The organism is Roseovarius sp. TE539 (assembly GCF_003298505.1).
GTDB lineage: Bacteria > Pseudomonadota > Alphaproteobacteria > Rhodobacterales > Rhodobacteraceae > Roseovarius.
In genome coordinates this window covers 224,023-235,758 of sequence record NZ_QNGB01000001.1, presented here as the reverse complement: position 1 = coordinate 235,758, position 11,736 = coordinate 224,023, and the positions used below count along the sequence as shown (strand labels likewise).

12 protein-coding genes are annotated in these 11,736 nt (G+C 57.4%); 9 read left to right on the top strand and 3 right to left on the bottom strand.

What is annotated here, in order from left to right; genetic code table 11:
- The first annotated feature begins 111 nt into the window (after window positions 1–111).
- The 7 genes from hemJ to DQW77_RS01120 all read left to right on the top strand — a co-directional run bounded on the left by hemJ (window position 112) and on the right by DQW77_RS01120 (window position 7,493).
- Entirely contained in the window at window positions 112–561 is a 450-nt protein-coding gene (hemJ, locus tag DQW77_RS01150) for a protoporphyrinogen oxidase HemJ (RefSeq protein ID WP_113256318.1), read from the top strand.
- A 119-nt stretch (window positions 562–680) separates the two neighbouring features.
- Window positions 681–1,952 carry a transcription termination factor Rho gene (rho, locus tag DQW77_RS01145; protein WP_113256317.1) on the top strand — a complete coding sequence of 424 codons (1,272 nt, stop codon included), beginning with the start codon at window positions 681–683 and terminating at the stop codon, window positions 1,950–1,952.
- A 28-nt stretch (window positions 1,953–1,980) separates the two neighbouring features.
- Window positions 1,981–3,267: a tRNA uridine-5-carboxymethylaminomethyl(34) synthesis GTPase MnmE gene (gene mnmE, locus DQW77_RS01140; protein ID WP_113256316.1), complete on the top strand. Its 1,287-nt coding sequence runs from the start codon at window positions 1,981–1,983 to the stop codon at window positions 3,265–3,267.
- A gap of 3 nt (window positions 3,268–3,270) precedes the next feature.
- Entirely contained in the window at window positions 3,271–5,145 is a 1,875-nt protein-coding gene (gene mnmG / locus DQW77_RS01135; protein ID WP_113256315.1) for a tRNA uridine-5-carboxymethylaminomethyl(34) synthesis enzyme MnmG, read from the top strand.
- Entirely contained in the window at window positions 5,142–5,756 is a 615-nt protein-coding gene (rsmG, locus tag DQW77_RS01130) for a 16S rRNA (guanine(527)-N(7))-methyltransferase RsmG (RefSeq protein ID WP_113256314.1), read from the top strand. Before mnmG ends, rsmG begins: the two co-directional genes overlap by 4 nt.
- Window positions 5,749–6,558, top strand: coding sequence for a ParA family protein (locus tag DQW77_RS01125; protein WP_113256313.1), 810 nt, complete (start codon window positions 5,749–5,751; stop codon window positions 6,556–6,558). The genes rsmG and DQW77_RS01125 overlap by 8 nt, the downstream gene beginning before the upstream one ends.
- Before the next feature lie 14 nt (window positions 6,559–6,572).
- The gene (locus tag DQW77_RS01120) at window positions 6,573–7,493 is read left to right on the top strand and encodes a ParB/RepB/Spo0J family partition protein (RefSeq protein ID WP_113256312.1); all 921 of its coding nucleotides are present in this window, start codon (window positions 6,573–6,575) and stop codon (window positions 7,491–7,493) included.
- 14 nt (window positions 7,494–7,507) lie between these two features.
- Here DQW77_RS01120 and hemW read toward each other — a convergent pair whose 3' ends face one another.
- The 3 genes from hemW to rph are packed head-to-tail and all read right to left on the bottom strand — an operon-like array spanning window position 7,508 to window position 9,975.
- Complete coding sequence (hemW, locus tag DQW77_RS01115) at window positions 7,508–8,665, bottom strand: radical SAM family heme chaperone HemW (RefSeq protein WP_181711168.1); 1,158 nt, start codon at window positions 8,663–8,665, stop codon at window positions 7,508–7,510.
- A complete protein-coding gene (gene rdgB / locus DQW77_RS01110; protein ID WP_113256310.1) occupies window positions 8,658–9,266 on the bottom strand; it encodes an RdgB/HAM1 family non-canonical purine NTP pyrophosphatase in 609 nt (202 codons plus the stop codon). The genes hemW and rdgB overlap by 8 nt, the downstream gene beginning before the upstream one ends.
- Complete coding sequence (gene rph, locus DQW77_RS01105; RefSeq protein ID WP_113256309.1) at window positions 9,259–9,975, bottom strand: ribonuclease PH; 717 nt, start codon at window positions 9,973–9,975, stop codon at window positions 9,259–9,261. Before rph ends, rdgB begins: the two co-directional genes overlap by 8 nt.
- Window positions 9,976–10,097: 122 nt before the next feature.
- Between rph and hrcA the strand changes: the two genes are divergently transcribed.
- Entirely contained in the window at window positions 10,098–11,168 is a 1,071-nt protein-coding gene (gene hrcA / locus DQW77_RS01100) for a heat-inducible transcriptional repressor HrcA (RefSeq protein ID WP_113256308.1), read from the top strand.
- 4 nt (window positions 11,169–11,172) lie between these two features.
- Window positions 11,173–11,733 carry a nucleotide exchange factor GrpE gene (locus DQW77_RS01095; RefSeq protein ID WP_113256307.1) on the top strand — a complete coding sequence of 187 codons (561 nt, stop codon included), beginning with the start codon at window positions 11,173–11,175 and terminating at the stop codon, window positions 11,731–11,733.
- The last annotated feature ends 3 nt before the right edge of the window (window positions 11,734–11,736 follow it).

Genomic DNA, 11,736 nt, shown 5'->3' with positions numbered 1-11,736 from the left:
ACATGCGGAGAACCTGATAATCCACAGACAACCGGTACTCCTACAAAAACATCTTCCTATTCCATTTTCTTTTTATTTAAGGGGGTCCATAAGGTTGGGCGGAGGCACAGCATGATTGAAATCCTGATCCTTTTCTATCCCTGGACCAAGGCACTGCATATCATGTCGGTGATCGCTTGGATGGCAGGTCTGTTCTACCTCCCTCGGTTGTTTGTCTACCACGTCGAGGAAACAACATCCGGGGAGCCGCTGGATGTCATTTTTCAGAAAATGGAGAGGAAGCTTCTCAGGGTGATCATGAACCCCGCGATGGTCGCAACATGGATCTTCGGTTTGTTGCTGGTCGCTACCCCCGGTGTCGTGGACTGGTATGCGGTGTGGCCTTATACCAAGGGCGCGGGTATTGTCGCCATGACGTGGTTTCACCATTGGCTGGGCCGTCGTCGCAAGGATTTCATTACCGGGTCCAATGAAATGACAGGACGACAGTTCCGGATGATGAACGAGGTTCCCACGCTTTTGATGGTTGTGATCGTCCTTTCCGTCGTCGTCCGGTTCTGAGGTACGTTGACGCGGTCATTCCGACGCTGTATGCACGCGGCCGGAAGCTCGTCCGGGTTTATCCTTTTCCATTCTCCATAGCCGTATGCGCCGACACGCGTTTGCCGAGGGTTGTTCCAATGTCCGAAGATCGTCTTAACCTGTCCGACCTCAAGGCGCATAGCGCCAAGGAACTCCTAACGATGGCCGAAGATCTGGAGATCGAGAACGCCTCGACGATGCGCAAGGGCGAGATGATGTTCTCGATCCTGAAGGAACGGGCGGAGGACGGCTGGACAGTTTTCGGGGATGGTGTCCTCGAGGTGTTACAGGACGGGTTCGGTTTCCTGCGATCGCCGGAGGCGAACTATCTGCCGGGCCCCGACGATATCTACGTGTCCCCCGAAACCATCAAGAGCTATTCGCTCCGGACAGGTGACACCGTAGAAGGTGAGATGAAACAGCCTGAAGAGAGTGAAAGGTACTTTGCGCTTACCAATGTCAGCCAGATCAACTTTCAGGATCCGGAGCGAGCCCGTCACAAGATCGCATTCGACAACCTTACGCCGCTGTATCCGGACGAAAGGTTCAAGCTGGAAATCGAGGATCCGACGATCAAGGACAAGTCTGCACGGGTGATAGATCTTGTCGCGCCGATCGGGAAAGGCCAGAGGTCCCTGATTGTTGCGCCTCCGCGGACCGGGAAGACGGTTATCCTGCAGAACATAGCGGCAAGCATCGAGAAGAACCACCCGGAGTGTTACCTGATCGTTCTGCTGATCGACGAACGGCCCGAAGAAGTGACGGACATGCAGAGAAGCGTCAAGGGAGAGGTCATCAGCTCGACCTTCGACGAACCCGCGACGCGGCACGTGGCTGTTTCGGAAATGGTCATCGAGAAGGCGAAACGGCTTGTGGAACACAAACGTGATGTCGTGATCCTGCTGGACTCCATCACGCGGCTTGGCCGGGCCTACAATACGGTTGTTCCGTCGTCGGGAAAGGTGTTGACCGGTGGCGTTGATGCCAACGCGCTTCAGCGCCCCAAAAGGTTTTTCGGGGCAGCCCGGAATATCGAGGAGGGCGGATCCCTGACGATCGTGTCAACAGCCCTCATCGATACCGGTAGCCGCATGGACGAGGTCATTTTCGAGGAGTTCAAGGGCACAGGCAACTCCGAACTCATTCTTGACCGCAAGATCGCTGACAAGAGAGTTTTCCCGGCCATCGACATCTTGAAGTCCGGGACGCGGAAAGAGGATCTGCTGATCGAAAAGAGCGACTTGCAGAAGACGTTCGTTTTGCGCCGTATCCTGAACCCGATGGGGACGACGGATGCGATCGAGTTTCTTTTGTCGAAGTTGAAGCAGACAAAGACAAACTCGGAATTCTTTGACTCCATGAATACCTGACCGCCGAGGCGAGGTAAGGGTAACAGTCTTGGATACGATATTCGCGGTTGCTTCTGCACGCGGCATGGCCGGCGTCGCTGTCATTCGGGTAAGCGGGCCTGATGCGTTCGAGGCGTGCAAGCAGTGTGCCGGTGACGTGCCGGCAAGAAGGGTGGCATCGCTTCGTGTGTTGCGGCGCCCCGACGGCGGCCGGATAGACGAGGCGTTGGTCCTGACCTTTTCCGAGAACCGAAGTTTTACCGGCGAGGAGGTGGTGGAGTTCCATGTTCACGGCAGCCCGGCTGTAATATCTGCCGTCTTGGAGATGTTGAGCGGGATTCCGGGCCTAAGAGTTGCCGATCCTGGAGAATTCACCCGGCGCGCAATGGAAAATGGGAAGATGAACCTTGCGCAGGTCGAGGGTTTGGCAGATCTTATTGCGGCTGAAACCGAAGCGCAAAGGCGTCAGGCAACACGGGTACTGGCCGGCGATCTTGGCCGGCGTGCAGACGAATGGCGAGAGGCGCTGGTGCGGGCGGCGGCCCTTCTTGAGGTGACCATCGATTTCGTCGATGAGGATGTACCGGTTGATGTTACGCCCGAAGTGACCAAGCTGATCGAGGCAGTGAGAGGGAGCCTGAGCAAGGAAATTTCAAATGTTGGTCATGCTGAGCGTATCCGAGCCGGGTTCGAGGTGGCGATCGTGGGCGCGCCCAATGTTGGGAAATCGACGCTTTTGAATTGTCTCGCAGGCCGGGAGGCTGCAATAACGTCTTCGCTTGCGGGTACGACACGTGACGTTATCGAGGTAAGGATGGACATCCAGGGCTTGCCGGTGATGCTTCTCGATACGGCGGGGCTCCGGATTGGTGGTGAAGAGATCGAAGCGATCGGTATCGAGCGGGCTCGTGAGCGTGCTGTAAACGCTGACCTGAGGGTTTTTCTTACGGATGGCGGCGCGCCACCGCTTCTGGAACCGGGGCCGAGTGATATTGTGCGTCAATGCAAGGGTGACCTGTTTCCGGGGAGAAGCGCATCCGTGTCGGGGTTGACAGGTGAAGGCGTGGACCAGCTGTTGGGTGAGATTGCCGACAAGCTGGGCGCGCAGAATGCTGGAACCGGTTTGGCAACGCGGACTCGCCACGCGCAGGGTATGCGTGCAGGCGTTGAAGCACTGGACGCGGCCATGAATTGTCTTTCGTCCGGCGCAACGGAAACCGAACTGGCTGCCGAAGAGGTGCGGCGTGGTGTTCGGGCGCTTGATTCTCTGGTAGGACGCGTAGATGTCGAAGCTGTACTTGACGAAATTTTCTCGAGCTTCTGCCTGGGTAAGTGAGGAGTGTTTCACGTGAAACAGGATTTTGACGTCGTGGTAATCGGGGGTGGACATGCCGGCGCCGAAGCAGCGCACGCAGCGGCCCGGCTTGGTGTGGCGACAGCGTTGGTCACACTTGACCGAGAAGGTATCGGTGTCATGTCGTGTAACCCGGCGATTGGTGGTCTTGGTAAAGGTCATCTTGTTCGTGAGATTGATGCGCTTGATGGCGTGATGGGGAAAGCTGCGGATGCGGCTGGGATCCAGTTTCGTCTGTTGAATCGCCGTAAGGGTCCGGCGGTTCAGGGACCACGTACTCAGGCCGACAGGCATATTTATCGCAAGTACATGTTGTCGCGGACTGAGGGAGAGCCCAATCTCGAAATAATCGAGGGCGAGGTGGCGGATTTCATTGTTACAGCCGGTTGCGTGCGGGGTGTCGTGCTGGCGGACGGGTCTCGGATAAGCGCGGCAAGTGTCGTGTTGACTACGGGGACGTTTCTGCGGGGCGTCATCCACATAGGTGACGTATCGCGTCCCGGCGGGCGTATGGGTGACAAACCTTCGGTGCGACTGGCCGAACGCATAGATGACTTCGGATTGAGTCTTGGTCGTCTGAAGACCGGCACACCGCCGCGGTTGGACGGGCGGAGCATCGATTGGTCTGGCCTGGAGATGCAGGCACCGGACGACGATCCGGTTATGTTTTCATTTCTGTCCGAGGCTCCGAAATGCCAACAAGTATCCTGCGGCATCACCCATACCAATGAGCGTACGCACGATATAATCAAAAGTAACCTCGAACGGTCGGCTATGTATGGCGGTCACATCGACGGTGTCGGCCCACGATACTGTCCGTCCATCGAGGACAAGGTCGTGCGTTTTGGCGACAAGGAAGCTCACCAGATATTTCTGGAGCCGGAAAGCCTTTCGGATAACGTCATTTACCCGAATGGAATATCGACGTCCCTCCCGGTCGAGGTGCAGGAAGCGTATGTGCGTTCGATCAATGGGCTGGAGAATGCAACGATTCTGCAACCCGGATATGCCATCGAGTATGATTTCGTCGATCCACGCGCTCTGGATTCCTGTTTGGCGGTGAAGGGTATTCCGGGGTTACTGCTGGCTGGCCAAATCAACGGCACAACCGGATATGAAGAGGCGGCAGCACAAGGGCTGGTGGCCGGGCTGAACGCCGCTCTGGCGGTGGCCGGCCGAGATGGCATCAGCTTCAGCCGTAGCAACAGCTACATCGGCGTGATGATTGATGATCTGGTCACGCGTGGCGTGTCCGAGCCGTATCGTATGTTCACCTCCCGCGCCGAGTTCCGATTATCGCTTCGTGCGGATAACGCCGATCAGAGGCTGACGCCGTCGGGGATTGAAATTGGATGTGTCAGTGAAGCCCGAAAAGCGGCGTTCGAGGAAAAAATGGACCGTCTTGAGGCGGCAAGGCGCATGCTGCAAAGCGAAAGCTATTCCGCTAATGCACTGGCTGATCTCGGGCTCAAGGTCAGCCAGGATGGATCGCGCCGCAACGGCCTGGAACTTCTGAGCATGCCGCAAGTGGGTTTCGATGAGATCACAGTCCTAAATTCGGAATGGTCGGTCATTGATCAAGAGAGCCGGCGCCAACTGGAACGTGAGGCGTTGTATGCGAACTACATAGAACGGCAAAAAAGGGATGTCGCCGGTCTTCAGCGCGATGAATCGCAGGTGATTCCCGACGATTTTAGCTATGCGGCGGTAACCGGGCTGTCGAATGAGCTCAAGGAAAAGCTGAAACAAACAAGGCCGGGGAATCTGGGCCAAGCCGGGCGGATAGACGGGATGACTCCTGCTGCTCTGACGCTGATTCTCTCATGTATTCGGCAGGGCAAACATAAAGATTCAGCATGAGCGGGCCAGATCCGTTCGCGGATGTTTCACGTGAAACACTCGACAAGCTTTACCGGCTGGCGGCCCTTTTGGAGCGATGGAATCCCCGGATAAACCTTGTCTCCAAAAACACGCTGCCGCAGCTCTGGACCCGCCACCTTGCTGATAGCGCTCAGCTAATGGATTTCGTTGAACATCCGGTGGATCACTGGGCTGATCTGGGATCGGGCGGTGGCTTTCCCGGGCTGGTTGTTGGAATTCTGGCTTCCGAACGCAACTCGCCACGGCGTTTGACGCTGGTCGAAAGCGACGGGCGCAAATGCGCCTTCCTGCGCACAGCGATACGCGAAACGGGGATCTCCGCGGAGGTTCGAGCGGCCAGAATCGAAGACATACCGGCGCTCAACGCAGATGTCCTTTCGGCAAGGGCGCTCGCACCGTTGACGGAACTTCTTCCATTCGCAGAACAACACCTTGCCAGCACGGGTATAGCGCTTTTTCAAAAGGGGGCAGCCTGGCGAAAAGAGGTGGACGACGCGCAAAGAACGTGGAATTTCACGTATCACGTTGATAAAAGTATAACTGAAATCGGCCCCGTCATCCTTACCATAAAAGGAGTTTCCCGTGCCTGACCCGATCCTCGTTCAAGGTCCAAGGATCATTGCCATTGCCAATCAGAAAGGCGGTGTCGGCAAGACGACAACGACAATCAATCTCGGCGCCGCACTTGCCGAAGCAGGTTTTCGGGTGCTGATCGTCGATCTGGACCCGCAAGGCAATTCCTCTACAGGCCTCGGCGTCGAGGCGGGTGACCGTGAGGCGACGACCTATGATCTTCTTCTGGATGACGTTCCGCTGCGCGATATCGTTCGCGAGACCGGAGATGAAAGGCTTCTGATCATACCGGCCACCGTCGATCTGAGTTCGGCCGATATCGAACTGATCAGCAATGAAAAGCGAAGTTTCCTTTTACATGATGCATTGCGGCAACCAGCGCTTGATACCTACGCACTCGACTTCATTCTTGTTGATTGTCCGCCATCGTTGAACCTGCTCACTGTCAACGCGATGGTCGCAGCGCATTCTGTTCTTGTGCCCCTTCAGAGCGAATTTTTTGCATTGGAGGGCTTGTCCCAGCTCATGCTAACCATTCGCGAGGTTCGGCAGACGGCCAACCCAGATCTGCGGATCGAGGGAATTGTCCTCACCATGTACGACGCACGCAACAACCTGTCGGCACAAGTGGAGCAGGATGCGCGTGAAAACTTGGGCGACCTCGTGTTCCGAACCCTCATTCCCCGGAATGTTCGTGTGAGCGAGGCACCTTCCTATGCGCTACCGGTGCTTAAGTATGACACCTCGTCGCGCGGGGCAGAAGCTTATCGCGCGCTTGCAGCGGAACTCATCCGCAATCAATCCCGCGCAGCCGCGTAATCAAGGAAGCGAAGATGGCAGACAGGAAAACCAGACAACGCGGGCTTGGACGCGGTTTATCCGCACTGATGTCGGATGTGACCGAAGGAGGCAACTCCGCCGAACACGCCGAGCCATCGCAGCGCCGGCCGGACATGATGGCACCGATCGAACGCATCAGCCCGAATCCGGAACAACCGCGGCGCAGTTTCGAGCAGGAGCAGTTGGAGGATCTTGCGAAGTCAATTCGCGAAAAAGGTGTTATCCAGCCGTTGATCGTACGACCACGCCCCGGCCATGAGGACGAGTTCGAAATTGTCGCCGGTGAACGGAGGTGGCGCGCAGCGCAAATAGCGCAGCAACACGAGGTTCCGGTAATCGTTCGAGATTTCGACGATACCGAGGTCCTTGAGGTTGCGATCATCGAGAATATTCAACGCGCCGATCTCAACCCGATTGAAGAGGCTGCCGGTTTTTCACAGCTCATGAACCGGTTCGGGCATACACAGGAAAAGCTCGCCGACGTTCTGGGCAAGAGCCGCAGCCACATAGCCAACTCCGTCCGGTTGCTGCACCTGCCCGAAGAAGTTCAGGATTTCTTGCGCCAGGGCAAGCTCTCCGCCGGCCATGCCAGAGCGTTGGTCACCGCAGATGATCCGGCCTCACTGGCGCGACGTGTCATCAAGAAGGGTCTTTCCGTTCGGGAGACGGAGAAGATGGCGAAAGACGGTGTGGGAAACGTCTTTACGGAAACCGGCAAAAGCGATGCAGGTGCAGGGAAGCCGTCCAAGGATGCGGATACCAAGGCTTTGGAAGGTGATCTTTCGGCCAATCTTGGTATGAAGGTTGCGGTTGACCACAAGCCTGAAAAGGAGTCCGGCCAGATCCGTATCAGCTACGCCACGCTGGACGAGCTTGACACGCTTTGCCGGTTGCTCAGTGGCCAACGGGAATAATAACAACAAGCGGTTTAGTCGGGCAGGAGCGACCCGATAACGGAGTTGAGCACGATCCGGCCCTGGCTCGTTGCACGGAGATTTCCACTTGTCCGTGCGATCATCCCGAGATCCTCCAGTTCCTGCAATTTGATGGGATCAAGCGGGGCTCCGGCCAGTCCTTCAAACCGGTTTTCATCGATACCGTCCCGAAGTCGCAGGCCCATCATCAAATATTCAACTGCCTGATCGCTTCCGGCCAGTCGGGCATTGTACCTGTCGGGATTTGCCTCGGCCACTGCGTTGAGCCACTTTTCAGGGTTCGACCAAGCCTCGGTCGCATGCCGTTGCCCGTTCAGGGTCAACCGCCCGTGCGCACCGGGGCCGATCCCCGCGTAATCCCCGTAACGCCAGTAGATCAGGTTATGCCGTGATTCCGCTCCGGGCCGAGCGTGGTTGGAAACTTCATACGCGTTAAGACCTGCCGCCTCGCAAACCTCCTGCGTGACGTGATACATGTCCGCCGCGGTGTCATCGGTCGGAAGATCACGCAATCCACCAGCCGCAAACCTGTTACCAAATGCCGTATCAGGCTCAATGGTGAGTTGATACAGGGACAGGTGATCCGCGGCCATATCCAATGCCTCACCCAACTCCTTCCGCCATGCAGAAAGGGCCTGGCCCTGACGCGCGTAGATCAGATCGAAACTCACACGATCAAAAGCGTCTCGGGCGATATCGAAAGCGCGACGTGCTTCTGCAGCAGTGTGAATTCGGCCCAGACGCTTGAGATCATCGTCGTTGAGCGCCTGAACGCCGATTGACACACGTGAAACACCGCCGGCGGCATAGGCCCTGAAGCGTCCCGCCTCGACAGAACCGGGATTAGCCTCAAGCGTAACCTCGAAATCGTTGGATACAGGCCAGTATGCACGGATCCGATCCAGAACGGCACTGACAGTACCTGGATCCATCAAGCTCGGGGTGCCGCCGCCGAAGAAAACCGATTTCAGGGGGCGGCCCGGCACCAATGCCGCGATTCGATCCACCTCACGCAGATACGCATTGCGCCAGCGATCCTGGTCGATCTTTGCGGCAACATGGCTGTTGAAATCGCAATACGGGCACTTCGCCTCGCAGAAAGGCCAGTGGATATAAAGCCCGAAACCACCTGATTGCCAATCCTCAGCCAAGACAAGCCTTGACGAACTTGGCCACGGCATCTGCGCGATGGCTGATCCGGTTCTTTTCCCAACGATCCATTTCACCAAATGTCACAGTGTAGCCATCCGGCTGGAATATGGGATCATAGCCGTGACCATTCGCACCCCGCATGGGCCAGACGACACGGCCCTCGATGACGCCGGGAAAGACCTCTTCATGCCCATCGGGCCATGCCAGAACCAGGGTACAGCAAAACCGCGCATGCCACGGCTGTTCGGCTCCTGCCGCCAGCAATTCGTCATGCGCCCGGGTCATCGCTTTCACGAAATCGCGTGTTCCGCCCGATTCCGCCCAATTTGCTGTATACACCCCGGGAGCGCCGTTCAGCGCGTCAATCTCGATACCGGAATCATCGGATAACGCCGGTAGCCCGGAAGCTTTCGCCGCGGTATGTGCCTTGATCCGGGCATTCCCGACAAAGGTTGATTCGGTCTCATCCGGTTCGGCAAGTCCGAAATCGTCGGCCCCGACAACGGTTACGCCGAACGGCCGAACAAGGGATTGAATTTCCTCAAGTTTCCCGCTGTTATGCGTTGCAACAAGAAGTTTATCGTCGGTGAGCTTACGCACTTGATGCGGCCCTCTGGATTTCGGCCAGCTCTCGAACCCCTGCCTCGGCAAGATCCATGAGCCGGGTCATCTGATCGCGGTTGAATGTGGCGCCTTCGGCGGACATCTGAACCTCGATAAGCTGGCCCGAGGCTGTCATGATGAAATTTCCGTCGACACCCGCTTCGCTATCTTCCGGATAATCGAGATCAACCAGGGGTTGGCCGGCATAGATCCCGCAGGAAACCGCGCCGATCGGCTCCACCAGCGGATCGCTCAGGATATCGCCGGCCTTGATCAGTTTATTGACCGCCAGACGCAAAGCGACCCAGCCGCCGGTAATCGCTGCGCAACGCGTACCGCCATCGGCCTGAATGACATCGCAATCCACCGTGATCTGACGTTCACCCAGCGCGACGCGGTCAACACCGGCACGCAGGGACCGGCCGATCAGCCGCTGGATTTCCACCGTGCGCCCACCCTGTTTTCCGGCGGTCGCCTCGCGCCGCATCCGGCTTGTGGTCGATCGTGGCAACATCCCGTATTCGGCCGTGACCCAACCAAGGCCCGAGCCCTTCATGAAGGGTGGCACGCGGTCTTCGATGGTCGCCGTGCACAGAACATGTGTATCGCCCACGCGGATCATGCAGGAGCCTTCGGCATGTTTGGTGACGCCAGTCTCGATTGAAACGGGCCGCATTTCACTTAAGTTTCTACCCGAAGGGCGCATTTTCTGTCCTTTCCTGCTTTGGCGTTCGAATACAGCCGAGCGGATGCAGATAGCAACCCCGATTGACCTTTTGCGCGCCACGCCTTTTAGTGACCCGCCAGAGAGGACAGCAGTACAAGGCCATGACTGACAGAGCCAGGATTCTGGAGGAAATGAACGATCGCTCGCGCGAAGTGTTCCGCCGCGTCGTGGAATCCTATCTTGCGACGGGTGATCCCGTCGGATCACGCACTCTGACACGCAATCTCAGCGAGAAGGTTTCGGCTGCCACGATCCGGAATGTGATGCAGGATCTGGAATATCTCGGTCTGCTTGGAAGCCCTCATGTCAGTGCCGGGCGGGTCCCGACGCAAGAGGGGCTGCGCATGTTCGTGGACGGCCTTCTGGAGGTCGGGGATCTTCAGGCCGACGACCGCGACCTGATAGATGCCACCATGAGCAGCAATTCGCAGGACGTGGCCGGAGTTCTGGACCGGATCGGATCCGCGCTTTCAGGGGTGACGCAGGGCGCGTCGCTGGTTCTGGCCCCAAAGCACGAGGCGCCCATCAAGCATATCGAGTTCGTGGGTCTTGGCCATGACCGGGCTCTTGTTGTGCTTGTCTTCGCAGATGGTCACGTGGAAAATCGCATTTTCACACCGCCGCCGGGCCAGACTCCCAGTTCCATGCGTGAAGCGGCGAATTTTCTCAACGCACTGGCAGAAGGCCGGACGCTTTCGGACCTTCAGAATGATATAACCGCGCAGATCGCCGAGCGGCGACAGGAAATCGACACATTGGCACATGCCCTCGTCGAGAGTGGCCTGGCCGTCTGGGACGGAGAGGACACAGGCGACGAGAGGCTCATCGTTCGCGGCCGCGCGAATCTTTTGAATTCCGAAACCGAGGAAGAAGACCTTGAGCGTATCCGGTCCCTCTTCGATGATCTCGAGCGCAAGCGTGACATAGCCGAATTCCTCGAATTGGCAGACGCGGGTGAAGGTGTGCGCATTTTTATCGGCTCCGAGAACAAACTTTTCTCTCTAACGGGTTCCTCTTTGGTGGTGTCTCCATATATGAACGCTGACCGAAAGATCATTGGTGCGGTGGGAGTCATCGGTCCCACTCGCCTGAATTACGGACGGATCGTACCGATCGTGGACTACACCGCGCAACTGGTGGGTAAGCTGATCGCGGACCGGAATGAGAGGTAGAGACATGGCAGACCCGAGAAACGACGAGTTTCTGGACGACATCGCCGAGGCAGAGGCCGAAGCGCAAGCCGCAGAGGCGGAGGAAGTTTCGGAAGAGGAGGTGGAACTTGATGCGCTGCGTGCTGAACGGGACGCGTTGCAAGACAAGTTCATGCGCGCACTTGCCGATGCCGAGAACGCGCGCAAACGGTCCGAAAAGGATCGCCGCGAAGCCGAAAATTACGGTGGCTCGCGGTTGGCTCGCGACATGCTCCCGGTTTACGACAATCTCAAGCGTGCGCTTGAGGCCGCCACGGACGAGCAACGCGAGGTGTCGGCGGCCTTGATCGAGGGTGTGGATCTGACCATGCGGGAACTGATCAAGGTTTTCAGCAAACACGGTGTCACACCGATTTCACCACAGATCGGGGATCGTTTCGATCCCAAGGAACATGAAGCGATGTTCGAGGCGCCGGTGCCGGGAACCACGGCCGGAGAAATCATCCAGGTCTCCACCGAAGGTTTCATGCTTCATGACCGCATTTTGCGCCCCGCCCAGGTCGGCGTCTCGTCGAACAAGGAGTAGGCC

Excerpts from the sequence above, each read along its gene's own strand:
- DQW77_RS01120 (WP_113256312.1), top strand. The coding sequence starts at position 6,573 with ATGGCAGACAGGAAAACCAGACAACGCGGGCTTGGACGCGGTTTATCC.
- rho (WP_113256317.1), top strand. The coding sequence starts at position 681 with ATGTCCGAAGATCGTCTTAACCTGTCCGACCTCAAGGCGCATAGCGCC.
- hrcA (WP_113256308.1), top strand. The coding sequence starts at position 10,098 with ATGACTGACAGAGCCAGGATTCTGGAGGAAATGAACGATCGCTCGCGC.
- hemJ (WP_113256318.1), top strand. The coding sequence starts at position 112 with ATGATTGAAATCCTGATCCTTTTCTATCCCTGGACCAAGGCACTGCAT.
- DQW77_RS01095 (WP_113256307.1), top strand. The coding sequence starts at position 11,173 with ATGGCAGACCCGAGAAACGACGAGTTTCTGGACGACATCGCCGAGGCA.
- rsmG (WP_113256314.1), top strand. The coding sequence starts at position 5,142 with ATGAGCGGGCCAGATCCGTTCGCGGATGTTTCACGTGAAACACTCGAC.
- rph (WP_113256309.1), bottom strand. The coding sequence starts at position 9,975 with ATGCGCCCTTCGGGTAGAAACTTAAGTGAAATGCGGCCCGTTTCAATC.